Origin of the sequence: Nostoc sp. (assembly GCF_036917235.1) — a bacterium.
In the GTDB taxonomy this organism is placed as follows: Bacteria; Cyanobacteriota; Cyanobacteriia; order Cyanobacteriales; family Nostocaceae; genus Nostoc.
The window spans coordinates 66,575-88,984 of sequence record NZ_JBALDU010000001.1 but is presented as its reverse complement, the minus strand read 5'-3'; the positions used below and the strand labels follow the sequence as shown (position 1 = coordinate 88,984).

Here is a 22,410-nt window from a genome sequence, read left to right as displayed (position 1 = left end):
ACTATTTTTTCTCGAAGATCGACAGAGTAGGACTTCATTTAAAAGGATTTATATTTTAATCTAGTGTACCTCATAATAGACGCAAGTGCTGTATGCCAAGCGGCTATATTTGCAACGACAATTGTAATCCTGCTGCGATTAAAGATATTTTGTTGCAACGTTACGCATTAGGAGAACGAGATTTTACAAACAATTTCAGTTGTGTTGAATTAAGGCTTTCTGATTTGCGAGGAGCCGATTTAAGTGGAGTTAATTTATCCAACACAAACTTAAGTAATTCAATTTTAAAGTATATTGACCTAAGTTATGCAAACCTTAGTAATGCTAATCTAACTAATGCCAATTTGGAAGGCGCGATTTTAGATAGTGCAAATTTGGAAGGAGCAATATTCAGTACAACTATTATGCCTGATGGTAGTGTTCGGAATAACTGATACTAAATAAATTACTGTTGCCAGATTACCCGACACAACAAGCAAGCGATCGCTCCTTCCGAATCGAGAAGTTAAAATTTTGGAAAATCCCGAAGCAGTTAGTGGCAATCCAGAATTACCAGGGTTTGTCCTACGGATGGGCAAAATTTGGTAACTTGAGTTTTCCTAATCAGAAACTTGTGTTTTGAAAACGTTAGAAATTGCTTCAAGTATTCGCTGAGAGTAAAGGGATCTTCGTTGTTCGAGGAGCGATCGCATTACGCTACGCCATAATCTGTATACTGACGCTTGTATGGAGCTTGCAAACCCAAGACAATATCCTCTCGTGGTACTCCCATCATCACTAATTCCTCTGCTGGATTGCGATCGGTTAAATTCTGTTGTAGCCAGATTTTGCCATCTTTAATATCAAAATGTATTACGCATCGATAAATACGATTAAATCCTTGCCAACCGACATTCATCCATTGATAATGATTGCGTTCTGTATCTAAAATCAGTTGAACTTCGACATTGTTATCCGAGACATCATCACTGGCATAGTTCGTCAACAATGTTTTAACATATTCTTGATATTTTGCTAGTTTATCCACTCTACAATCACCTCATCTACTGGATTGTAAATAATTAATAGCACCTGATAGTGTTCAATCGCAGTTTGAGTAAACTCCAGTTTAAAAAATGTTTTGTACGTATCCAATGGAACTGCTAAGTATAAGACTCGCTTTGGTTCATATTCTGCTAATGCTAGACGGTAACTCAGGAATTGTCCCAAAGCAGAGTAAAAGTCTGTAATTGCCGAGGGGTTTAAAAAGCTTTTGATTTCAATTGCTATTTTTTCATTTCCTTTTTCTGCGGCAATTATTTTCTCTACGCCTAAATCAATTTGGAAATTGACTTCCCCAAATTTAAATTTTAATGGATCGCTCGTAATCCTCCATTGTTCTTTTTGCAAAGCTTTTTTAACTGATTCATGAAAAATATCTTTTGCAGACACAGTTAGTAAAAATATCTTTTTTAGATTTGATATTTCCCATTCCCCATTAATGAGAAACTTGTGTTTTCAGTATGCCAGGAATTCCCTCAAGTATTCGCTTGGCAACGTCTTCAGGTGTATCTCCCTCTCGCTCAATTATGTGCAAATCGGCTTGAGAGTAAAGTGGTGTTCGTTGTTCGAGGAGCGATCGCAACTTAGCTTTAGGATCGGCATCTTGCAGCAGTGGCCTTGTGGTATCCTCAGCTAAACGGCTGTAAATTATCTCCACTGGCGTATCTAGCCACACTATCAAACCGTGGTGCAAGTAACCCCAGTTTTCTCGCCGCAGTACAATTCCGCCACCGGTTGCGATAGTTAACTTTGTAAAAGCACAAACTTGTGAGAGTACGTCGCTTTCTAACTGGCGAAACCCTGCTTCACCAACTTGTGCAAATAACTGATTGATAGATTTACCTGTTGCTTGGGCAATAACATTATCGGTATCCACAAACCCATAACCCAGTTCTTTTGCTAGTAAGCGCCCTACTGTCGTCTTACCAACGCCCATAATCCCAATTAAGTACAGGTTGACTCCTTGTAATAAGTTGCTCACCAGTTTCTTCGCTCCAATTCTGAGTGCTGAGTCACAGTTTCTAATTATAAACTTAACGACATATTGTTTGATCTTATACAAATACATCTTCTATTTGAGTTGCATAAATTACTGTTATTACTATTACGAATGTATTTAAAGTAACTTAGGCAATAAATTAACGATTCTTCTGTGAAATTAATATCACTAATGACCGACGAATTTCTTAGGAATGTAGTAATTTTTCTGAAGTAACTAGGTAATTGCTGTATATCGATCGCTATGCTTAACCAAAAAATTAACCTAGCTTGTTTGAAACTTTATTTAAACAATATCTGTCTATCTAAATAATCAGGGTTTTTACCTTGATGATTAGTTTTAAGTATATAGAATACTGTGTTTCTAACAGCACAGGGTCGTTATATCTCAAAGTTCAGTTATAACAAGACCCGCTCAATTAAATGTTTCTAATAAAGGTGTAAATAATGACTAATTTACCGCGATCGCCCAAAAAAAGCTTGCAAAGAAATTGAAGTTTCGACACAAAGACTACTGCATATTCCACCCCGATAAGCCTGAATGAATAAATATAGAATGAATGAGGTGTCAACCATGACTCGAATTCGTGACGTTGTAGAAAGAGCTTTAGCAACTGGTTATTTGACAGTTGAAGCTGAAGATCAACTACGACAACTGTTGACTACCCGATATGACTTGGAAGATTTTAATGCTTTCATGACTTTGCAGGAAGCTGCCATGATTGGTAAGGTCAAGCAGGAGTCTAGAGAACGGTGTGGCATTAAATAGAGATGTCGCCTGCTACACCTCACCGACGGGGGCGTTTACCATCATCTTCAAAATCATCATCATCCTCAAAAAACTCCCAATCATCATCATCTGCTTGATTGGTAGTTGGCGGCTGGTAAGGGGGGATAATTACTCGGTAATCAGCATCGTAAATTGATTCAGTTTTTCCCGCAGCCGTATTTTTTGGCTCGCGGTAGCTATAGGAGTAAACTGAACCAGACCGAGAACTGCTTTTGGCTTCTGATTGACGTTCGTCAGTTGTTGAGTCTCTAGGTTGTTGAGCTTGAGAATTGGGAATAGGCGCTTCCTCTGACTTTTCATCAAAGTTCCAATCATCATCTCTACTGCTATTTGTCTCCCAATCATCAAATTCCTCACTGCTAGGCTCTTCATTTTTACTAGCTGGTGGTGGAGGACTGGCAGGGCGAGATGTCGGTTCTTCTCTCCGGGTTGCCTTCGCACGACTTGAAGGGGCGGTTGCTCTTCTAGGAGTTTGGCGTTGTCCTGCCACAAAATAATTGGATAAATTAAATAAGGTAGCAATCAATATCGATGTGAAAGCACCAGTGGCAGTACTGAACAAAATCCATATCGCTAGTGGTAATGGTTGAGTTCGCACGCCCAAAAATACTAGCGATAGGGCAGGTGAGAAATTTTGGACTAATAACAGCGTTAGTCCTCCCAGTACTGCCACCAATAGAATTAAGCGAATTACAGCCATAGCAATTTTGTCAGTTGTCAATTATCAGTGGTCAGTTATCAATAGTCAGCGATCAGTCTGGTTATTCTTCACTAATTACTGTTCGCTGACCACTGACACTATCAGCCATCTCTATCATTACCTTTTTAGGACTATTGTGAGATTTACAATAGAATCCACTGAGGTTGTTAACGACGACCTTGCCACCGCTGAATTGGAATACAGTCAATATCTAGCTGATCTAAAGCACGGGCAACTACAAAATCAACTAAATCCTCGATGGTTTGGGGATTGTGATACCAGGCGGGAATAGCGGGGACAATTCTCACTCCAACTTCTGCTAAAGAGGTTAAGTTACGTAGGTGGATGAGACTAAAAGGCGTTTCACGCGGGACAATAACCAGCTTTCGCCCTTCTTTGAGTTGAACATCCGCTGCCCGTTCTAGTAAATCGGAACTCAAGCCAACTGCTAGCTTTGCCACTGTACTCATGCTGCATGGAATAATCATCATCCCCAGAGTGGCAAAGGAACCGCTGGCAATTCCGGCTCCGACATCGCTCCAAGGATGACAGCGAAGTTTACCCAAAAGTGCAACACCAGCTTGCTCTCGCCAGAATTGTTCTTGCCCAGTTGGTTCTGATGGCATCCGAATTTCCTGTTCTGACTGCCAAACCATGTAAGTTGATTTAGAGGCAACCAATTCAATACTATACTCAGCTTCTAGCAAAAATTTGATCGCGCGAACAGCGTAAATCAGACCAGATGCGCCCGATACGCCTAAAATTAAAGGCTTGGTGTTATTTGACACGTAAGTTCTACTGGATTTTACTCATCCTCAGAGTAAGGGTCTAGGTCATCAGGCTCCATATCATTTGGTAAGTAGAGGTCTGAAAGGTCTTCACGAGAATCATTGCCAGTTAAACCTTTGGCGACGCCATCGCTGCCGACTGTTATCAAATCAATTTGCTGACGGTAGTAATCGACACTCTTCACTTGCACGGCGACGCGATCGCCTAATCGATAAGAAGCGCGATTTTTGCGCCCAAATAGTGCCTGTTGTCTGGCGCGATATTCATACCAATCATCTTTGAGAGAACTGACGTGTACCAATCCCTCTACCCGCAAAGGCACACCAGGATTACTGCTGGACTCTACCTCAGCTGCGGGTACTTCAATTTCCACAAAGAAACCGTAGGATTGCACCCCGGTAATTACGCCTTGAAATACCTGACCGATGCGTTGCTTCATCAGTTGAGCTTTTTGCAGTCCTGCTAAATCGGCTTCAGCTTCTTGGACTTCTTTTTCTCGGTCGTTAATTTGGACAATTACCCTAGTCAAATCGCTTTGCAGTTCTTGTTGCAATTCTGGGGGTAAAACGTTCCAGTTAATTTCCTCGTGGCTAGAGGAGTGGCGTAGATTAACCCGCTCTCTGACACGGGTATTGCGGCGATCGCGTCCGTTTTCGAGTAGCGTGTAATACACTCTCTGCATCAGCAAATCTGGGAAACGCCGCAAGGGAGCGCTAAAGTGGACATATTGCGGTAGTGCCAGACCAAAGTGAGATCCTTTGGTGGTACTGTATGCAGACGGCTTAAGTGTATCTTGTAATAAGTAAGTAAGAACTTGCTCAGAAGGAGATTCAGCAAAAGCTGTAGTCAAATGTTGGTAATCTAAAGGTTGGATATCAACTTCTGGATCTAATGTGAGGTCAACGCCTAAATTGACTGCCAATTTCAGCATTTCCTGGACATCTTCAACATCAGGAGTACCTTGGACTCGCCAGATAGCGGGAACACCAAGAGCATTTAAGTGAGTTGCGAACAGTTGATTAACTAACAGTACCAACTCCGTGAGCAGCGATCGCACTGGTAAATCATTCAGCACGACAGCGCCGAGAATCCCCTCATCATAATAGGCGTTTTGGCTAGGCGGCAGATTCAACTGGAGACTACCACGAGTCAAGCGTACCTGTTTCACAGATGTTTGCAAGCTTTGGAGGTTTTCCAGTATTTGGGAAACCTGTGATGATTTATCTTGAGCTTCACCTGTGAGAATTGCTTGGGCTTGTTCAGTAGTCAGTGCAGTCTCGACATTGATGACGCTGGGTTGAATTTCCCATTCCAGCACTTCTCCCGATTGGGGATCAATGGTAATTAAAAAAGAGATGGTTAAGCGATCGCTCCCAGGTACTAAAGAACAGCGTTCTGCTACACCTGGGGGCAAGATTGGCAACACCAATTCTCCAAGATACACTGATTTGCCCCGTTTGAGTGCTTCTCTATCTAGGGGTTCGTCAGGTTGGACATAGTGAGAAACATCGGTGATATGAACGCCCAAAAGCCAATTTCCGGCTAAGTTTTTTTCTAAACTAAAAGCGTTCTCTATAATTTTGGTATCGCTATTTACCCCTTCAATAGTGAGAGTAAACAAATTACGCAAATCCAGCCGATTTTTCAGGTCTGCTTTGAGGAGCTTTTTGGGCAACTTGGCGGCTGCTTCTAGAACATTATCTGGAAAAGTCCGGGAAAGGTCGTGTTTGCACGTAACTAAATCTATATCAGCAGCGGCTTCGGCATCACTGCCGAGGATTTGCACCACTCGACCAAGGGGAGGATATTGTGCCAACGGGTAACGCAAAACTTCCACATGAACCAGATGATCGATCGCTTCTTCTAACTTTGCCCCGTTAGGTTGAATCTTGAGTTCAAACAGCAAGCGATCGTCTAAAGGCACAGCCCGAAAACCAGTTTCTACCTGCTTGATTCGTGCCAACAAAGTGTGGTTAGAACGTTCGAGAATCAGCTTTACTTCCCCTTCAGGAGAGCGACGGCGACTGCCTTCTTTCAGAACTCTCACCAAAACGCGATCGCCATTCCAAGCATTACTCAGATGACTTTCGCGGATGTAAATATCCTCGGCTCCTTCCACATCTTGAATAGCAAAGCAAAAGCCTTTACTAGAACAACGGAGTTTTGCCTCGATTATTCCCTCTTCTGAGACACGACGGTACTTGCCCCGTTCCTTCACTAAAATACCGATTTTTTCAAGAACATCTAAGGCAATGTGAAGTTTTTGTAAACTTTTTTCATCTTCACAGCCAAGTTTCTTTTCTAAAACCTTCCGAGCTACCAATTTATCATCGGTGAAATTGGCAAGGAGTGTAGCGATTGAAAATTCCATGCAGTGAACCGACCTTTGGTCAAAACATCATTTGTTGTTTAATCTGGTTCTTTTCTGTATACCCTCACGGCTTACAGAAACAAGCTGGAAACTAATTGCCCTGAATCAAGCTTCCTCAGTTCTAAGGAAAGGAAGCCCGACCCAGTAAGAGCGGGAAACTACTCCCGCAGTTCCTTGGCAAAGAAGCCGACCCACGGACAGCTCTGGGCGTTTACGAACTTCTCACTGCACAATGCTCTCAGAATTCGCCTGCGTTCAACTTCCTTCACCTAACCAAACTTAAGATTGCACGCCTGATTACAATTTAGCCCCGCTAGGTAATTACGCGACGGGTTTTTGAGAAGTTGGGTTTAGAGAATCCATACTGCCCAAAAGCGCTATGCAGGGGAGCCACTGTGGTCTTCTCCAAGGGGAGACGCTAAAAGCGTTAGCGCAGCGTTAGCGAGTCTGCGAGCGTCTGGGTCTCCCAAGTGGAGGAGGCAGTGCGGTCTTCTCCCAAAGGGAGAGGCTAGCGCCAAGGGGTCTCCCCAAGTGGAGCAACTGCCGTCAAGTGGCGTGGAAACTACAGGTGTTTGATTGTCTAGAGAGAAGGTAATTTTACGCCATTAGACTCTGATTTTTAACTAGGAGGAACTGCTGGTGAACCCAATTTTCCCACATGTAGAATCGGTAACAATTAGGTAAGCAGCTTAATAAGCAGCGAGGGCGAACCTTATCTCCATTATTGTAGATTTAGAGCGCACTTCCAGAAAATAGTTCTAGATATAGAGTTGGGTAATCAGTATAGCATTGCAAGCAAGACTACCCAGATAAGTTAGCACTCGCTAAAAATTTCGTCAAAAAAGAGCTACTGCTACAATTGGGACACAAGGCAAAGCAAGAATATCACCTTGACGGCTCAGAGCAGAGAATTATACCTACTCATCGCCTGCCAAGAAACTGATGACACATAGTAAGCAATTAAAAATGAATAAATGCAATATTGGCAGGCATCCTGGGTATCGAGTGGATGTAAATTAAAGTAAGGGCAACCGATCTCGCTTGAACATACAAGCAGTATCAACCTCGTTATTAAAAATATTTAGATTGGTAGCAGTATTATGTTGGCTCAATTCCAGAGCTTGTATCCCCAGGGCAGTTTGATTTCTGAATTAGTGCAAATTTTTCAAGGAAAATATATTGTCCGGGCAAGCGTGCAAATTGAAGGTGTAACCCGTGCTACGGGTATGGCAGCAGCAGAAACAGTAGAAGCAGCAGAAGACCAAGCCAGAACTAGGGCACTGATAGTTTTGGGTATTACAAACGCGCCACTAGAATCAGTGGCGTTGACCTCAAATCCAGTTCCCCCAGCACAGCTAAATCCTTCCTTGAATACTAAAGGTGGATTGAGTGACCCTGCTGCTTATTCCTCTGCAAAAGCTGAGGATTTTGTTAGTAGTCAGTGGCCAGCAGTCAGCGACAAAGAAATCTCTATACCGCCTTCCAAAGAACGGAACATCAAACCAGAAGTAGTAACAACTAGTAACGAACAATATGGGTACAGCAATGCTGCGCCTCTAAACGATACTTATAGCCAGGATTTAGGTCAAAACTTTCCTATGCCTGCCAAGCAGGAGCTAAAATTCGATCCTCCAGTTGAGAACTTGGAAATAAATTTTGATACCCAGCCAGAAAATCAAACCTTTCCAGCAATTTCTGCCAACAATGTCACGCCATTTACACCCCGGAGTTACAGCCCCCAAGAAAATGCCACTACCCCGTCAGTGACAGGAAAAAGAAAGAAGAAAGCTGAACCAGTGGATTTATCAGATGTAATTGCTAAAACAGATGTCGAACTTCAGCGTTTAGGCTGGACACCAGAACAGGGACGAGAGCATCTGATTGAAACCTACGGTAAGCGTGGGCGGACTTTGCTTACTGAAGAAGAATTACACGGATTCCTCAAATACTTACAATCGCAGCCAGACCCAATAGCGGGATTTTGATTAGTCATTTGTTATTGGTCATTAGTCATTTGTAAGGACTAATGACTAATAACATAGGCTCTTGAAACAGTAACGAAGCTATGGAACCTGTGAATTTTGCTGAACTACTTGCTAAAACAGATATCGAAATGCAGCGTTTAGGGTTGACAAAAGAACAGGGACGGGATCATCTGATTAAAAGCTATGGGAAGCGATCGCGTTTTTTGCTAACCGATGAGCAATTGCATGAATTCCTCCAATACCTTGTATCTCAACCGACACCAACATTACACGAAGTTCTGATTGCTAAAATTAATTTTGAAATCAAACGCGTACTTTGCTTACTGAAGAAGAATTACACGGATTCCTCAAATACTTACAATCTCAGCCAAACCCAATAGCGGGATTTTAGTTGGTCATTTGTCCAAATCGGTATTAAGTACCAATACGCTTGGCTTTGTGAAAAATTGTAGGTTGGGTTAAGCAAAGCGCAACCCAACAAAGCCCAGGGAATGTTGGGTTTCGTTCCTCAACCCAACCTACTAGCGCGACTTCTAAATCGAGTTGTTTAAGTCAAATAACCCCTCTTCAGTTATGAAGAGGGGTTATTTTTGGGGTTTAAGGGAATTAAAAGTGGTAAATAACCATTTACCAATCGCGACTATTAATTAACAGCAGCAACTGCTGGGCGGCTACCAGCGGAGTGACGGTCAATCACTTGGTCAATCAAACCGTAGTCCCTGGCTTCCTCTGGTGACATGAAAAAGTCACGTTCAGTATCTTCAGCAATGCGCTCAATTGGTTGACCTGTATGGTCAGCTAAATAGTCATTTAGCCGCTTCTTATGGTACAAAATTTCCCGCGCCTGAATTTCAATATCAGTCGCCTGTCCTTGAGCGCCGCCTAAAGGTTGATGAATCATAATCCGAGAATGGGGTAAACTCATCCGCTTACCCTTAGCACCCGCGCTGAGGAGAAAAGCACCCATACTCGCTGCCAATCCGGTACAAATTGTACAGACATCAGGGCGAATATGCTTCATAGTGTCAAAAATGCCCATACCAGCCGTCACCGAACCACCGGGAGAATTGATGTACATATAAATGTCTTTCTCCGGGTCTTCAGCATCCAAATACAGCAGTTGGGCAACAATCAAGTTGGCAATATTGTTATCAACTTGTTGTCCCAAAAAGATGATGCGCTCACGTAACAGCCGTGAGTAGATGTCAAAGGCGCGTTCACCTCGACCCGATTGTTCAATAACGATAGGAATCATGGAAGCGTGTTTGTGGCTACTTTAAATACATTTTATCGGTGACAGCACGAAACTGGGGCTGATCTCTACTATTCCCAGGTAGATATAAGTAAATCTTGGCTATTCTGTCTTTTTCAACAAAGGAGCAAAATGTGATTTTGCAATAGATTCAACCTCCAAGGGCACTTTTTAGCAACAAAAGCTGTCTAAGAAGATATCCCGGTTTAGGGAAGAATAAATCAAAAAACTTCAATTGTCGCCAATCTTATATCTCGGACTTTGCTGTACAACCTTGGCGATGTATTGATTAGACCGATAACCGAAATCCGACTTGCTTAGGGAATTATGTTAACTATCAGTAACATTTTAAACATTTTTTTAGGATTTTCTTCGGCATTTATCAAGTTATTTTTGTTAGATTCAGTAAATCGGCAGTACGAGGTGTATTTAGAATAACCAGTCGTAGTTGAAATGCTATCCATTCAGAGAGAGACGTGCCATGCTGGAAAAACTTATACAAGCCGCCATCATCACCTTCTTGCTCCATCTGATAGCAGGACTTAGCCCAAATACTTTAATTCAAACAAAGACAGCATCACCTATGCAAGAAACGCCACCAAATATTGTTAGCTTGCTATTGCGATCTTTTCAATAAGAATGTTTCAGAAGTTGCACAGGTATAAGTAAGTTACCGTAAATAAACCCAATTCTTGTATAGATGCTTCCCTTGTAGTTAGCGCTAACTACAAAACTGCATTTTTTTTACACCAACTTACTAGGCGATATTAAAAACAAAGGGATAATTCGCTCGTTGAGTTTCTTACTGAATGTACATAGTTGTCTAGGCTAACAAGCCTGAGAACAGGCTAGACTGAGCAAAGAAGGCAACTAACTTGCGTTTGATTATGACTAATCGCCTTGCTGAAGCTAAGAGCCTCTATCTCCGCAAACACGCCGAAAACCCGATTGATTGGTGGCCTTGGTGTGACGAAGCACTTGCAACTGCAAGGGCGCAAAATAAACCGATTTTTCTTTCCATTGGCTATTCTAGTTGCCACTGGTGTACTGTCATGGAAGGCGAGGCTTTTTCTGATATTGCGATCGCTGACTACATGAATACCAATTATCTTCCCATCAAAGTAGACAGGGAAGAAAGACCAGACCTCGATAGCATCTATATGCAAGCTTTGCAGATGATGAGCGGTCAAGGGGGTTGGCCTTTAAATATTTTTCTTTCCCCAGAAGATTTAGTGCCGTTTTACGCTGGTACTTATTTTCCTGTAGACCCGCGCTATGGTCGTCCGGGATTTTTGCAGGTGTTGCAAGCGCTTCGCCGTTATTACGATACAGAAAAACAAGAATTACAACAACGTAAAGCCTTAATTATTGAGTCTCTGCTCACGTCTGCGGTGTTGCAAGACGGTACAACAACTGAGCTTGAAGACCATGAATTACTCCGCCAAGGTTGGGAAATTAGTACAGGTGTAATTACTCCTAATCAATCTGGTAACAGTTTTCCGATGATTCCCTACACAGAATTAGCACTGCGGGGAACTCGATTTAATTTTGAATCTCGCTATGATGGCAAGCAAGTTTGTAGCCAACGAGGACTAGACTTAGCGCTGGGCGGTATTTATGACCATGTAGGCGGTGGTTTTCATCGCTATACTGTTGACCCGACTTGGACAGTACCGCATTTTGAAAAGATGCTCTACGACAATGGACAGATTGTCGAGTATCTGGCTTCTTTATGGAGTGCAGGAGTACAAGAGCCATCCTTTGAGAGGGCGGTTGCTGGGACTGTACAATGGCTGAAGCGGGAAATGACTGCGCCTGAAGGTTATTTCTATGCTTCTCAAGATGCCGATAGCTTCACTGAACCAACGGCGGTAGAACCAGAAGAAGGAGCCTTTTACATCTGGAGTTACAGCGAATTACAACAACTGTTAACGCCTGAAGAATTAACGGAATTACAACAACAGTTTACGGTGACGCCTAACGGCAACTTTGAAGGACATAATGTTTTGCAAAGACGCCATTCAGGTCAACTGAGTGCAACGCTGGAAATGGCACTGAGTAAGCTGTTTAGCGCTCGTTATGGCGTTAGTCCTGAGTCGCTGGAAACTTTTCCCCCGGCTCGGAACAACCAGGAAGCAAAAACCACTAATTGGCCAGGTCGCATTCCCTCGGTGACAGATACAAAGATGATTGTCGCCTGGAATAGCTTGATGATTTCCGGGCTAGCTAGGGCTGCTGGGGTTTTCCAACAACCTTTGTATTTGGAATTAGCAGCACGAGCGGCGAATTTTATTTTGGAAAATCAGTTTGTCGATGGTCGTTTCCAGAGACTCAATTATCAAGGAGAACCAACTGTTTTAGCGCAGTCTGAAGATTATGCTTTGTTTGTTAAAGCTCTACTAGATTTACAAGCTTGTAACCCTGAGCATGAGCAATGGTTAGAAAATGCGATCGCTATCCAAGATGAATTTAACGAATTTCTCTGGAGTGTAGAATTAGGCGGCTATAATAACACATCGAGCGATTTTAGTCAAGATTTAATTGTTAGAGAGCGTAGTTACGCAGATAATGCGACACCGTCAGCTAATGGAATTGCGATCGCTAATCTTGTCCGTCTCGCTTTACTCACCGATAATCTAGATTATTTGGATTTAGCGGAACTTGGTTTGAAAGCTTTTAAAAGTGTAATGCATCGCGCTCCCCAAGCTTGTCCCAGCTTGTTTACAGCTTTGGATTGGTATCGTAATTCTACCTTGATTCGCAGCACAACTGAGCAAATAAACTCTTTGATCCCCAAGTATTTGCCGGTGGCTGCGTTTGCCATCACATCTGATTTACCAGAGAGAAGCGTTGGGTTAGTTTGCCAAGGCTTGAAGTGTCTTGCACCAGCAGAAAGTGTAGAGCATTTATTGCAGCAGGTGGAGAAAAGTCAGAATAGAGGGTAATTTTTAATTCGTAGCGGTTTTTAAACGCAGAGGGACGCTGAGGAAAGCGCAGAGGTACGCAGAGTTTTTTAAGAGAATTTGCTACGAACTTACAAAATTATGACGAACCGAAGCAAATTAACAGCGATTGTGTTAGCTGGGGGAAAGAGTTCTCGGATGGGTCAAGATAAAGCCTTGATTCCCATTGAAGGAGTACCGTTGTTGCAGCGAGTTTGTGGGATGGCTCAAAGCTGTGCTGATGTTGTTTATGTAGTAACTCCCTGGCCAGAACGCTATCAAGATTTGCTTTTGCCTGGTTGTGAGTTTATTCGGGAAGTACCTTTGTCTAGAGAATCTCTAGCCCACGGGCCTTTAGTTGGATTTGCTCAAGGACTAGCCGAAGTAGAGACAGAATGGGTGCTGTTGCTAGCTTGCGATTTGCCGAGGTTGCGGGTTGAAGTGTTGCAAGATTGGGCAAGTAGACTTGATAGTGTGGGGGATAATGCGATCGCAGCTTTAGCTTGTCATCCCAAAGGCTGGGAACCCCTGTGTGGTTTCTATCGCCGTCGCTGTTTGCCACAACTCTTAGAGTTTATCAACCAAGGGGGGCGATCGTTTCAGCAGTGGCTTCGGCAATATCCGGTAGAAGTTTTGCCCTTAGAAGAACCCGAAATGCTATTTAACTGTAATACACCAGAGGACTTGGCTTTAAATTGAGTTTGAGAGTGGGGACTTAATCGTGAACTGAACCTAGGGAAACTCTGGTAATAAAGTCATTTTTGGGATGATCTACGCGCAGCGTCTTGATTCTGAATTCTGAATTCTGACTCCTGAATTCTTGCCTATTCAACGTTTTAGCCGTAACGTGGAACTGCTAACTATGTGTATAAAGGATGCAAGGAGGAATCATGGGGCAGACACAGGAGCTTGGACAGATTATCATCCTGAATGGTGTCCCGCGATCGGGGAAGTCGAGCATTGTCGCAGTGATTCAGGAGACATTTGATGGTCTGTGGATGAATTTGGGTGTTGATAGATTTATGCAAATGACTCCCGCACGATACTTACCTGGGATCGGTTTGCGACCAGGGGGAGAACGCCAGGACATCGAACCCCTTGTTCCCATTCTGTACAGCGCTATGTATGAGTCTATCGCTGCCCACAGCCGTTTGGGTCTGAATGTCGTGGTTGATGTCGGACACCATGACGCCTACGCAATAGAACGGGCCATTCTGGCTGATAGTGCCCAACGTTTGAAAGGATTGCCGGTTTTGTTCGTAGGTGTTTACTGCCCCATCGAGATCGTTATGGAACGACGACAAAACACGGGGTGGAACGTGGGAAGTACATCTGACTCCCCGATACCACATCCGGTTCAGTTATGGCAACGTGAAGTCCACATCCCTGGCATCTATGACCTTGAAGTGGATACCTCTTTGTTAAGCCCAGGTGCGTGTGCTGAGATGATACGCCAGTACCTCGCAGATAGTCCAGCACCGTCGTCATTCCAACGACTCGCTACACACTATACTTAAGCTGTAGTTATGACTGTGTTAACTATATTTGGTATGAATTTGTAAAGTGTGTGATTCTATAAGTTGAAAGGGAAATTCAATCCCTTTCCACTAATTCTGATCAGAAGTCTACTTAACTCGACAGAATTTGCGATCGCTATCATTCTGAGGATATTGCCAAGAATAGGCAAAATGGCTAACTCCCTTCAGTTGGGGGGCAAATTGGCGGAGTGCTTGCATTTGCACTTCTAAGGATGGACGATTACTAACAGATTTTCCCCACTGACCGGCTAAAGCTGGGATTATCTGCGTACCCGGTTTTGCCATACTCAAAACCCGTTGCACTTGCGACACGATACAACTGACGTTACCGCAATTCCCATAAGCCATAGGATGCCACTCTAATGTATTAGGGAACCGATCCCAAGGTTGCAAACGAGAATCATACCCTTGTCCTACAGTTTGGTTGCCATCAGGAAAAAATACTACTCCTGTGGAAACACCTTGCTGCTTTGCTGGGTAACTAGCGATGGTGACAAAATCTAGAATTCCTTGCATAGCATGGGCAACGGCAAGCTGCCACAACTCCCATTGTAAAACTCTTTGTCTATCGGTTGCAGGCAGGATTGACTTTTGCGCTACTGGGATGCGTCCTTGCCAAAGAGGTTCTCCTTCCTGGGGATAAAGTTTATCAACTTCCGCTACATCTCCCCCAGTGACGAATCCCTTACTCAAAAAGCGACGAATTAAGTCCAGTGCTTTGTAATTCTGTGCCCGTTTAAATAAAGCTTCTTGGGTTGCGGGACTAAATAGCCATAAATCTGAAACTTTAGTGGCGATGGAATCACTTCCAGCTTGGCGGGGATAACGCACGTAATCCAATAGCAAGCCATCTGGACGACGGCGCAAAACTTCTTGTACCAATTGGTAGTAGTCGCGTTTTGCTTGCAGGTTGTAGGGATCGATAAATAGTTGAGAGCCATTATCTACCACATATAAACTCGTTTGACCTTTGCCATTACGAGCGATCGCACCTTCTCTATCTGGGCGTTGGGCGTAAGTATAACCGAAATTTGTGGTAAACATCCAAGCATAGACCTTCAAACCACGTTGCCGACCTTTTTTGATTGCCGTGGCGAGTATATCAATGTTTTCTGCCCCTGGAGTGCGAATCACAGCAGGCCAAACCGTCGGGTTAGCTCTTGCTGGTAATAGTACCTGCCCATCGTAAAATACTTCTATATAAACTTGGTTATAGCCACCATTAACAATCCGATCCATAACCTGATCGATTATTCCTGGCTGAATGTCACAGGGATACAAGCGTAACCAAAGGGCTTGGGTTTGCGGCCAAGTTCGAGAGCGACATTGCTTTAATTTCTGCGCCTGTTCTTGTATTATGCTTTGGTAGCGCGTTTGAGCATCTTGTTTACCTTTGAGCGCTGACAGACGTAAGCTTTCTTTTTGTTGCGCCGCCGCTGATGATAACTGACAATACTCAGTTACTTGCGCCTTTGCTGGTTCGCTTCCCAAGTTGGGGAGCAACAAACTACTAGTAAAAACAACAGCGAATAAGCGCCGCCAAAATAATATCGATCTTGCAACCTTCAAGGGACAGTTAGACATACCTACCAGTAGATGAACAAATTCAAAAGAGTTTCAGACAGGGATTTAAATTCCGACTGTAACTTGTTTACCACAGGGTAACTGAGCAAAGACAGAGTGGCTCTAACTCTGAGCTACGTATTGACGTTCGGTCTTAAAGTCTTTAATTTGCGATAATCATCGATCCCAATTCAAATAATTCTGAGCAACGTGTATCGAATTATATAGTTAAATACTAAGGGTTTTAAAACCTATTTTTTTAAGACTCTCAAAGGTCTATTTCTGTTGCCGTATTTTTGTATAGCGGTTTCCAGTGCATGAAGTAGATATTAAAACTTCACCCTCAATGTGAATGCATCGGCTTGCATTGTTAATGCGTCGGCTTGCATTATGACAGCAGTTTTCAAGTAAATGAGCTATAAAATGCAGGACTTACGCAAAAGAGTTTCTGCCTTCTGCCTCCTGCCTCCTGCCTTCTGCCTTGATAAACAAAATAGTCAGGAATCAAAAGTTTTGACACCTGACTATTGATGATGGAGTAAGCAATAGTTAATAGCTAACCGCCACGTTTCAACGCCGTCTCTACCTGCTGCAACTCTTTCTCTAGACGATTTTTGAGTTTTTCGGGTACGGGACGATTTGGGTAAGAACTGTAGTGTCCAGCTAGGGAATTGAGGGCTGTTCGTATGGTTGTAAACGAGCCAAGACCAGAAACAGAGTTAACCCGCTGGTAGCGAGCTGAAAAGTCATTAATTTTTTGACGCGCTTCTGCTTGAATTGCTGCCTTGTCTGGTGAATCTTGTGAAAGATCCAGAGCTTGTCTCATAATATTGACCACAGCTAAGGTGTCTTGACGATAATCCCCAGTCAAACTATCTGGACTGCCAGAACAACCCATTAAGCCGATAGCTACAACCAAAACCAGCGCAAGCAAACGCGACCAATAGCGCTTCATATGCATTAAGTAAAAGAATACGTAAATCAACGTCCATCCTATCTTGGATTGGTAACTTGGGGATCAATTGAGTGAGGAGTGAAGGGTGGGGAGTAGGGAGCAGGGCTGTTTCATTCCCTCAAGGGCGCTCATCTACAAGCATCTTGGGCAAAAATCAGGTGATTAAAAAATCTGTCTGATTGGAAAATTATCATTGCTATGGTTTCTCTGCGAAGTTATGGAATTAGAGGTTGATAGGATTTAATCAACTAAATTTCTCTGCCTCAATCTTTGCAATTTCAACATCGTAATACATATCATCAGCCACAAAAAACCAACTCCATATCCTGCAATTATGTCTGTGGGCCAATGGACTCCTAAATATAAGCGGCTGATACCAATAGCAGCAATAAAAATAACTGTCAAAGTGTAGATAATTTTAGCAAAATGAGGATAGTGAATTGCCAATTCGTAAGCAATAAAACCATAAAGCACCATAGAACCTAGTGCATGACCACTAGGAAAACTAAAAGATTTTTCAGTAATTAAGCGATGCCACAATTCAGGGCGAGGTTTAGAAAAAAGCAACTTTAGCCCTGTATTTAAAATTAGCCCTCCCAAGCAAACAAGTACAAAAATTTTTGCTTCTTCTCGGTAACGTTGCCACCAAAGTAACAAAAAAGTTGCGCCTGCAACTATAACCACTGTACTAGGATTACCAAGATTTGTAATAAACAGCATTAAATTATCTAAATGCGGATTGGCAAACTGATGTAGCCATAACAAAAAACTAGTATCAAATGCAAAAGCTTCTCGCTCCAAAACCTCTTCAGCTAATTTTGCTAAAACAAAAAGTATGAGCAGACAACTAGCAAGTCCAACAATACCAATTGTGGCAATTAAGGGAGCAAAACGAGGATGTATATGACGCAACCAGAAACTAGAAATTTTTCGGAGCATACTTTAATTTTATTCATTATGCTTAAAATCATCACTCAATTGGGTGACGCACTTTTTTCTCCTTTCGCACGGAAAAGAATAACACAACTGCTAGTAGAATAAAGGCGAGCGCCGAAGCATAACCCCTTGGCAGTGATAGACCACCATTTTTGACTGGTTTTGTCAAAAAATCTCCGAAGGTCGCTCCGAAGGGTCGCGTGAAGATGAACGCGAGCCAGAATAGGAAAATATCACTCAACTTTGTTATGTAGTGAAGGGCTATGACAACACCAATGACGCTGGCCGTCACGAATGCGCCCTGGATATAGCTCAGTCCCAAGTTGCTTGTCAGAAAGTCACCAAAGGCCGTTCCCAAACTGTTGGAGAATACAATGGCCAGCCAATAGGTAGTCTCTGCGTCTTTCCTTATGATCGGATAAACGCTCAGATCCCGATCTCGGTAGTACCAAATAGCAAGAACACTCAACAGACCAGCTACCAGAATAAGCGATCCCACTGCATAGCCCAGCCCGAAAGATCGATCCATCAAGTCTGAAACTTCGGTTCCGGCTGTAGTTGTTGCAATGATGGCCGCCCAGTAAAGGGCTGGACGATATCTGTCGGATTGAATTTGAAAAAATAGGAGAATAGCCAGAATGGCGAACGTTACGGCAAAGCCTATGTAATATCCCAGCCCAAGAGTCATTGAGATGAAGTCACCTGCCGTCTCGCCGAGCGTCGTGGCGATGATCTTCATGATCCAGAAAAAAATTGTGACTTTTGCAACTTTGTTCATTTATTTTTCCCAATAAAAAATAGTAAGTCATCGTTTTTAACACTCATGACATTAAATTAACTAGACGCTAATTAGTCTTGTCGGTCAATCGGCTGTAAAGCTAATTTCTTTTGCTTAAGGCTTAAGTAAATAACCAGGCTGACGATTATAGAAAGAAAAAGTATACTGGTTCCGACAGTACCAAAACCAAAACCACCATTTGTAGGAGATTGGGATAGTAAATCACCTATAGATGCTCCAAGTGGACGAGTCAATATGTAAGCTAACCAGAATGCCAAAACTGCATTCATCCACAAGTAATAATAAGCGCTCGCTATAATTGCAATTGAAGCGCCAAATATCAGCGCTGATTGTGCATAGCCCAGCCGTAAATACTCTGCTAATAGGTCTCCTGTTGCAGTGCCCAAGGCAAAGGTAAACAAAACAGCTACCCAATAAAAAAGCTCTCTTTTAGCTGTATTGATGGAGTGCATAGCTAATGTCTTTTCGTTTAAATACCAGAGCGCAAAAACTACCAACAAGGAAATACTAAAAATTACAGTAGTTGTTACTAAACTAACTCCAAGCTCGTCTACTAATCTATCAGTGATCAGTGTGCCAACGATACTTATCAAAACGACCACAAACCAGAAGCTTGCTGGAACATAACGTTTAAGCTTAAATTGATTCAACAGCGCAATCAGTAACACACCGCTCATAATGTAAGATGTAATGCCTAAACCAAGGTTCAGGGTTGCTGACAGAAAATCTGCTGCGGTTTCACCTACTGTAGTTGCCAAAACCTTAATAATCCAGAAGTAAATTGTAACCTCTGGAACCCTATTTAAAATTTTATTCATAATCTTTTTCCTCGATGATTTTTCCATATAAGTGAGATTACATCACATCTTAAAGTTACCTGTGTTGTCAGAAATTGCTGAGTGATTGTACTTTACACACCAAAAGTCAAGAAATAGTCAAGATTTCATTGAAAAAGTAATTTTCTTCTAATATAGGCACTACAAATAGCTGAAATGTCTCATTAAAAATTAATTTCACCACTTGATATTAAATTTGTTAACTTAAAACCAATCTTGACTATTTCTTGACTTTTATTACCTATTGTGAAAATACAAACCCAGACTTCAAGGGATTTCACAAGTATGAAGACTTCAACAAAAATTATTTTGGCAGCAGCTTTTGTTGGTACTTTGGGATTTGCTGGATTGTCGAGAGTTGTTTCTGCAAAACAACCACAATCTTTCGTAGCAATTGTGCCTCACCATCATCTTGTTACTAAAGTTGCTGAAGCTAGTGATGGTGACGGTGAAACAAACGACGATGCACAAGAAGCGGCAAAACTGCAACCCCTAGCTAAAATTACAGCCCAACAAGCACAACAAGCAGTTGAAGCATCTATAGGAGGTAAAGCAAAAAGTGTCAAACTTGAAAATGAAGATGGCAACTTAATTTATGCTGTAGAAATTGGTCAGCAAGAAGTTACAGTGGATGCTGGTAATGGCAAAGTTCTCTACGCTGAAAATGCCAATCAACAAAACGAGAAGAATGAAGCCACTCGTCCGAAGAGTAGTATTCAAGTTAAAGAAAGTCGTGATGGCGATCGCGAAACCAATGATGATGCTAAGTAAGGAAAGTAAAATTACATTGTCAAGAAGTCGGTAAACGCACAGTAAAACAACTACCAACTCCTAATTGACTGGTAACACTAATTAATCCACCGTGATTTTGGGCGATCGCTTGAGCGATCGCCAGTCCTAAACCAGAACCACCTGACCAATAAGAACGAGACTGATCTGCTCGCCAAAAACGCTCAAAAACCTTGTCGATATGCTCTGGTGCTATTCCCACACCTGTATCTTGCACGTTGACATAAAGTTGGGAACCCACACGACTGGTTTTAATTTCTACTACACCTCCTGATGGTGTATAGTTGATTGCGTTTTCAATTAAATTAGTAAACAATCGCGTTAATTGAACTGAATCACCTATTAGCTGAAGATTAGCAACTAATTGAAATTTAAAGTTAATTTGTTTCGCTTCAGTTTGAGGTTTATACATTTGGATTAGGTTCTCTAATATTGACGTTAAATTGAGAGTATCCCTATTTTGATTGGAAACTCTATCAGTGCGTGCTAACATCAGTAAGTCTTCTGTGAGGCGAGTCATCTGGTTGGTAGCGTTGGCGATCGCCTGAAATTTTTCTGCATCTTTTGGGCCTATTTCTTCTGGATATTCCAGCGGTAACTCAGCATTAATTTTGATAGCCATTAACGGACTGCGTAGTTCGTGGGAAGCATCAGCAGTAAATTGTTTGAGTCTTTCAAAACTCTCTTCAATGGGTTGCATTGCTTGATGAGTTAGTAAAATTCCGCCAATACCACTCAGAACCAAAGTTATAATAATCCCACCGCTTAATCCCCAATCCAATTTTTGGAGGGTTTCATCAAATTCTTCTAAAGATTGACTTACCCTCACATACCCAACTAGCTCACCATTATCGCTAGCAATAATTGGTACATTTACTGCTTGGATAGAGATTTTCCCAGTCTGAAATTGTACTATTTTGTTTGGTAAAAAAGGTAAAATTAAAACATTTTTTCCCTGTTGGGTAATCAAATTTCCTTGAGTATCAAACCACTGCAAAGCTTGATGAGAAGCAATTAAGTCTTGTGGGCGAAAGTCACTTTCAACTGTCAGGCGACCTTTTTCCAACTCGACATTTGCAGCAGCACCTTTTCCTATTGCTATGAGTTTATCTGTGATTTGTTCAGTCAAGCTGCGAGTGAAAGCAAATCGGACTGCGATCGCAAATATTCCTAGTAGCGATGCGAATACAACTAAATAAGACAACAATAAACGATATCGGATTCTTTGAAACACATTTTTTCTGTTATAAAAAAATATATAAAATCATTTTAATTGTGTCCTAAACGATAACCAATGCCATAGATATTTTCAATCAAATCTTCTGAACTTCCAGATGCTCTAAGTTTATTCCGCAAATTTGTAATATGAGTTTTAATACTTCCTTCTCCCGAAGATTTATCAAAGTCCCACAATTTATCAAGAATTGCCGAACGAGTAATAACTTGATTTGGGCTTTTTAGAAAATATTCTAATATCATATATTCTTTAGGAGTTAATGATATGATATTGCCTGCATAAGTAACCTGTTGAGTTGCTGGGTCTAGTTGCAAATCACCGTGGGTTAAAATCTGGGGACGAATCTCTGGAGTTCTTCGAGCTAAAGCTCTGATGCGTGCTGCTAACTCTTTTAATTCAAATGGCTTAACCAAGTAATCATCAGCACCAGCATCGAGTCCTATAATTTTGTCGCCTGTTGTATCTCGTGCCGTCAGCATTAAAATCAGAACATTAGATGAAGCAGCACGTAAACGCTTACATAGAGTAATTCCATCTAATTTAGGAAGCATTAAATCTAACAAAATTAGCTCATATAATGCTGATTGCGACCATTCCCAAGCTGCCAACCCATCAGTTGTTATATCCACAATATGGTGTTGTCTTCTTAAAAATTCAGCTAATGGCTTCGCAATGCGATCGTCATCTTCAACTAGCAAAATTCTCATAATACTTTATCTCTAAATTATTAAGGCTTTCTAATACGAACGGGGGTTATCTTACCTACAAGGTTAATCTTAAATTTTTTATCATATATTCTTAACTTGAACTTAATCTTATCTGATTAATGTTTCGTATGAGCGCTCAAGATATGCAATACCCATCAAGCTGATTCATCAAATGATAAAT

At 42.0% G+C, this 22,410-nt stretch carries 25 protein-coding genes; 11 read left to right on the top strand and 14 right to left on the bottom strand.

Annotated features, from left to right (window positions below; all coding sequences use genetic code 11):
• Window positions 1-92: 92 nt before the first annotated feature.
• Window positions 93-434: a pentapeptide repeat-containing protein gene (locus V7K44_RS00430; protein ID WP_334927602.1), complete on the top strand. Its 342-nt coding sequence runs from the start codon at window positions 93-95 to the stop codon at window positions 432-434.
• A 17-nt stretch (window positions 435-451) separates the two neighbouring features.
• Window positions 452-622, top strand: coding sequence for a hypothetical protein (locus V7K44_RS00425; protein WP_334927600.1), 171 nt, complete (start codon window positions 452-454; stop codon window positions 620-622).
• Window positions 623-691: 69 nt separating this feature from the next.
• Here the strand turns inward: V7K44_RS00425 and V7K44_RS00420 are convergent, their stop codons facing one another.
• Genes V7K44_RS00420 through V7K44_RS00410 form a run of 3 tightly spaced genes read right to left on the bottom strand, consistent with a single transcriptional unit; the run spans window position 692 to window position 2,023 of the window.
• A complete protein-coding gene (locus tag V7K44_RS00420; RefSeq protein WP_109007494.1) occupies window positions 692-1,027 on the bottom strand; it encodes a XisI protein in 336 nt (111 codons plus the stop codon).
• A complete protein-coding gene (locus V7K44_RS00415) occupies window positions 1,015-1,431 on the bottom strand; it encodes a XisH family protein (RefSeq protein ID WP_334927596.1) in 417 nt (138 codons plus the stop codon). The genes V7K44_RS00420 and V7K44_RS00415 overlap by 13 nt, the downstream gene beginning before the upstream one ends.
• 46 nt (window positions 1,432-1,477) lie before the next feature.
• Complete coding sequence (locus V7K44_RS00410; RefSeq protein WP_334927594.1) at window positions 1,478-2,023, bottom strand: shikimate kinase; 546 nt, start codon at window positions 2,021-2,023, stop codon at window positions 1,478-1,480.
• 591 nt (window positions 2,024-2,614) lie between these two features.
• On the opposite strand from V7K44_RS00410, the gene V7K44_RS00405 reads away from it, so the two are divergent.
• Window positions 2,615-2,809, top strand: a complete 195-nt coding sequence (locus V7K44_RS00405) for a hypothetical protein (protein ID WP_322729499.1) — start codon at window positions 2,615-2,617, stop codon at window positions 2,807-2,809.
• Between the two features lie 19 nt (window positions 2,810-2,828).
• Here the strand turns inward: V7K44_RS00405 and V7K44_RS00400 are convergent, their stop codons facing one another.
• The 3 genes from V7K44_RS00400 to V7K44_RS00390 all read right to left on the bottom strand — a co-directional run bounded on the left by V7K44_RS00400 (window position 2,829) and on the right by V7K44_RS00390 (window position 6,690).
• A complete protein-coding gene (locus V7K44_RS00400) occupies window positions 2,829-3,530 on the bottom strand; it encodes a LapA family protein (protein WP_334927591.1) in 702 nt (233 codons plus the stop codon).
• Between the two features lie 167 nt (window positions 3,531-3,697).
• Complete coding sequence (locus tag V7K44_RS00395) at window positions 3,698-4,318, bottom strand: flavin prenyltransferase UbiX (protein ID WP_094347835.1); 621 nt, start codon at window positions 4,316-4,318, stop codon at window positions 3,698-3,700.
• A gap of 17 nt (window positions 4,319-4,335) precedes the next feature.
• Window positions 4,336-6,690: a ribonuclease R family protein gene (locus V7K44_RS00390; RefSeq protein WP_334927588.1), complete on the bottom strand. Its 2,355-nt coding sequence runs from the start codon at window positions 6,688-6,690 to the stop codon at window positions 4,336-4,338.
• 1,100 nt (window positions 6,691-7,790) lie between these two features.
• On the opposite strand from V7K44_RS00390, the gene V7K44_RS00385 reads away from it, so the two are divergent.
• A complete protein-coding gene (locus V7K44_RS00385) occupies window positions 7,791-8,675 on the top strand; it encodes a hypothetical protein (RefSeq protein WP_334927586.1) in 885 nt (294 codons plus the stop codon).
• Between the two features lie 80 nt (window positions 8,676-8,755).
• The gene (locus V7K44_RS33085; protein WP_442940652.1) at window positions 8,756-9,055 is read left to right on the top strand and encodes a hypothetical protein; all 300 of its coding nucleotides are present in this window, start codon (window positions 8,756-8,758) and stop codon (window positions 9,053-9,055) included.
• 263 nt (window positions 9,056-9,318) lie between these two features.
• Here the strand turns inward: V7K44_RS33085 and clpP are convergent, their stop codons facing one another.
• Window positions 9,319-9,930 carry an ATP-dependent Clp endopeptidase proteolytic subunit ClpP gene (gene clpP / locus V7K44_RS00375; RefSeq protein ID WP_334927584.1) on the bottom strand — a complete coding sequence of 204 codons (612 nt, stop codon included), beginning with the start codon at window positions 9,928-9,930 and terminating at the stop codon, window positions 9,319-9,321.
• Window positions 9,931-10,408: 478 nt separating this feature from the next.
• On the opposite strand from clpP, the gene V7K44_RS00370 reads away from it, so the two are divergent.
• From V7K44_RS00370 to V7K44_RS00350, 5 genes are all read left to right on the top strand, one after another.
• Window positions 10,409-10,564: a hypothetical protein gene (locus V7K44_RS00370; protein ID WP_179065022.1), complete on the top strand. Its 156-nt coding sequence runs from the start codon at window positions 10,409-10,411 to the stop codon at window positions 10,562-10,564.
• 250 nt (window positions 10,565-10,814) lie between these two features.
• Entirely contained in the window at window positions 10,815-12,872 is a 2,058-nt protein-coding gene (locus V7K44_RS00365; RefSeq protein WP_334927582.1) for a thioredoxin domain-containing protein, read from the top strand.
• Window positions 12,873-12,971: 99 nt separating this feature from the next.
• The gene (locus V7K44_RS00360) at window positions 12,972-13,568 is read left to right on the top strand and encodes a molybdenum cofactor guanylyltransferase (RefSeq protein WP_442940651.1); all 597 of its coding nucleotides are present in this window, start codon (window positions 12,972-12,974) and stop codon (window positions 13,566-13,568) included.
• Between the two features lie 121 nt (window positions 13,569-13,689).
• Complete coding sequence (locus tag V7K44_RS00355; protein ID WP_334927609.1) at window positions 13,690-13,857, top strand: hypothetical protein; 168 nt, start codon at window positions 13,690-13,692, stop codon at window positions 13,855-13,857.
• On the top strand, window positions 13,838-14,386 hold the full coding sequence (locus tag V7K44_RS00350; RefSeq protein ID WP_334927607.1) for a chloramphenicol phosphotransferase CPT family protein: 549 nt from the start codon (window positions 13,838-13,840) through the stop codon (window positions 14,384-14,386). The genes V7K44_RS00355 and V7K44_RS00350 overlap by 20 nt, the downstream gene beginning before the upstream one ends.
• Before the next feature lie 108 nt (window positions 14,387-14,494).
• On the opposite strand, the gene V7K44_RS00345 is transcribed toward V7K44_RS00350, so the two are convergent.
• The 5 genes from V7K44_RS00345 to V7K44_RS00325 form a co-directional block, all read right to left on the bottom strand.
• Window positions 14,495-15,991, bottom strand: a complete 1,497-nt coding sequence (locus tag V7K44_RS00345; RefSeq protein WP_334927580.1) for a family 10 glycosylhydrolase — start codon at window positions 15,989-15,991, stop codon at window positions 14,495-14,497.
• A 535-nt stretch (window positions 15,992-16,526) separates the two neighbouring features.
• Window positions 16,527-16,931 carry a photosystem II protein Psb27 gene (gene psb27 / locus V7K44_RS00340; protein ID WP_190240755.1) on the bottom strand — a complete coding sequence of 135 codons (405 nt, stop codon included), beginning with the start codon at window positions 16,929-16,931 and terminating at the stop codon, window positions 16,527-16,529.
• Window positions 16,932-17,165: 234 nt separating this feature from the next.
• Complete coding sequence (locus V7K44_RS00335; protein WP_334927577.1) at window positions 17,166-17,864, bottom strand: phosphatase PAP2 family protein; 699 nt, start codon at window positions 17,862-17,864, stop codon at window positions 17,166-17,168.
• 31 nt (window positions 17,865-17,895) lie between these two features.
• Window positions 17,896-18,639 (bottom strand): COG4705 family protein, encoded by a 744-nt coding sequence (locus V7K44_RS00330; RefSeq protein WP_334927575.1) that lies wholly within the window; start codon window positions 18,637-18,639, stop codon window positions 17,896-17,898.
• A gap of 71 nt (window positions 18,640-18,710) precedes the next feature.
• Window positions 18,711-19,478, bottom strand: a complete 768-nt coding sequence (locus V7K44_RS00325) for a COG4705 family protein (protein WP_334927573.1) — start codon at window positions 19,476-19,478, stop codon at window positions 18,711-18,713.
• Between the two features lie 303 nt (window positions 19,479-19,781).
• On the opposite strand from V7K44_RS00325, the gene V7K44_RS00320 reads away from it, so the two are divergent.
• Complete coding sequence (locus V7K44_RS00320) at window positions 19,782-20,267, top strand: PepSY domain-containing protein (protein WP_334927571.1); 486 nt, start codon at window positions 19,782-19,784, stop codon at window positions 20,265-20,267.
• Between the two features lie 19 nt (window positions 20,268-20,286).
• Here V7K44_RS00320 and V7K44_RS00315 read toward each other — a convergent pair whose 3' ends face one another.
• Together V7K44_RS00315 and V7K44_RS00310 are read right to left on the bottom strand one after the other, a co-directional pair.
• Entirely contained in the window at window positions 20,287-21,519 is a 1,233-nt protein-coding gene (locus tag V7K44_RS00315) for a sensor histidine kinase (RefSeq protein WP_334927569.1), read from the bottom strand.
• Between the two features lie 35 nt (window positions 21,520-21,554).
• Window positions 21,555-22,229, bottom strand: a complete 675-nt coding sequence (locus V7K44_RS00310) for a response regulator transcription factor (RefSeq protein ID WP_334927567.1) — start codon at window positions 22,227-22,229, stop codon at window positions 21,555-21,557.
• Between the last annotated feature and the right edge of the window lie 181 nt (window positions 22,230-22,410).

What these genes read in the sequence shown, in the direction of transcription:
- V7K44_RS00430 (WP_334927602.1), top strand. Translation starts at nt 93, where the DNA reads ATGCCAAGCGGCTATATTTGCAACGACAATTGTAATCCTGCTGCGATT.
- V7K44_RS00405 (WP_322729499.1), top strand. Translation starts at nt 2,615, where the DNA reads ATGACTCGAATTCGTGACGTTGTAGAAAGAGCTTTAGCAACTGGTTAT.
- V7K44_RS00400 (WP_334927591.1), bottom strand. Translation starts at nt 3,530, where the DNA reads ATGGCTGTAATTCGCTTAATTCTATTGGTGGCAGTACTGGGAGGACTA.
- V7K44_RS00390 (WP_334927588.1), bottom strand. Translation starts at nt 6,690, where the DNA reads ATGGAATTTTCAATCGCTACACTCCTTGCCAATTTCACCGATGATAAA.
- V7K44_RS00385 (WP_334927586.1), top strand. Translation starts at nt 7,791, where the DNA reads ATGTTGGCTCAATTCCAGAGCTTGTATCCCCAGGGCAGTTTGATTTCT.
- V7K44_RS33085 (WP_442940652.1), top strand. Translation starts at nt 8,756, where the DNA reads ATGGAACCTGTGAATTTTGCTGAACTACTTGCTAAAACAGATATCGAA.
- clpP (WP_334927584.1), bottom strand. Translation starts at nt 9,930, where the DNA reads ATGATTCCTATCGTTATTGAACAATCGGGTCGAGGTGAACGCGCCTTT.
- V7K44_RS00370 (WP_179065022.1), top strand. Translation starts at nt 10,409, where the DNA reads ATGCTGGAAAAACTTATACAAGCCGCCATCATCACCTTCTTGCTCCAT.
- V7K44_RS00365 (WP_334927582.1), top strand. Translation starts at nt 10,815, where the DNA reads ATGACTAATCGCCTTGCTGAAGCTAAGAGCCTCTATCTCCGCAAACAC.
- V7K44_RS00360 (WP_442940651.1), top strand. Translation starts at nt 12,972, where the DNA reads ATGACGAACCGAAGCAAATTAACAGCGATTGTGTTAGCTGGGGGAAAG.
- V7K44_RS00345 (WP_334927580.1), bottom strand. Translation starts at nt 15,991, where the DNA reads ATGTCTAACTGTCCCTTGAAGGTTGCAAGATCGATATTATTTTGGCGG.
- psb27 (WP_190240755.1), bottom strand. Translation starts at nt 16,931, where the DNA reads ATGCATATGAAGCGCTATTGGTCGCGTTTGCTTGCGCTGGTTTTGGTT.
- V7K44_RS00335 (WP_334927577.1), bottom strand. Translation starts at nt 17,864, where the DNA reads ATGCTCCGAAAAATTTCTAGTTTCTGGTTGCGTCATATACATCCTCGT.
- V7K44_RS00330 (WP_334927575.1), bottom strand. Translation starts at nt 18,639, where the DNA reads ATGAACAAAGTTGCAAAAGTCACAATTTTTTTCTGGATCATGAAGATC.
- V7K44_RS00325 (WP_334927573.1), bottom strand. Translation starts at nt 19,478, where the DNA reads ATGAATAAAATTTTAAATAGGGTTCCAGAGGTTACAATTTACTTCTGG.
- V7K44_RS00320 (WP_334927571.1), top strand. Translation starts at nt 19,782, where the DNA reads ATGAAGACTTCAACAAAAATTATTTTGGCAGCAGCTTTTGTTGGTACT.
- V7K44_RS00310 (WP_334927567.1), bottom strand. Translation starts at nt 22,229, where the DNA reads ATGAGAATTTTGCTAGTTGAAGATGACGATCGCATTGCGAAGCCATTA.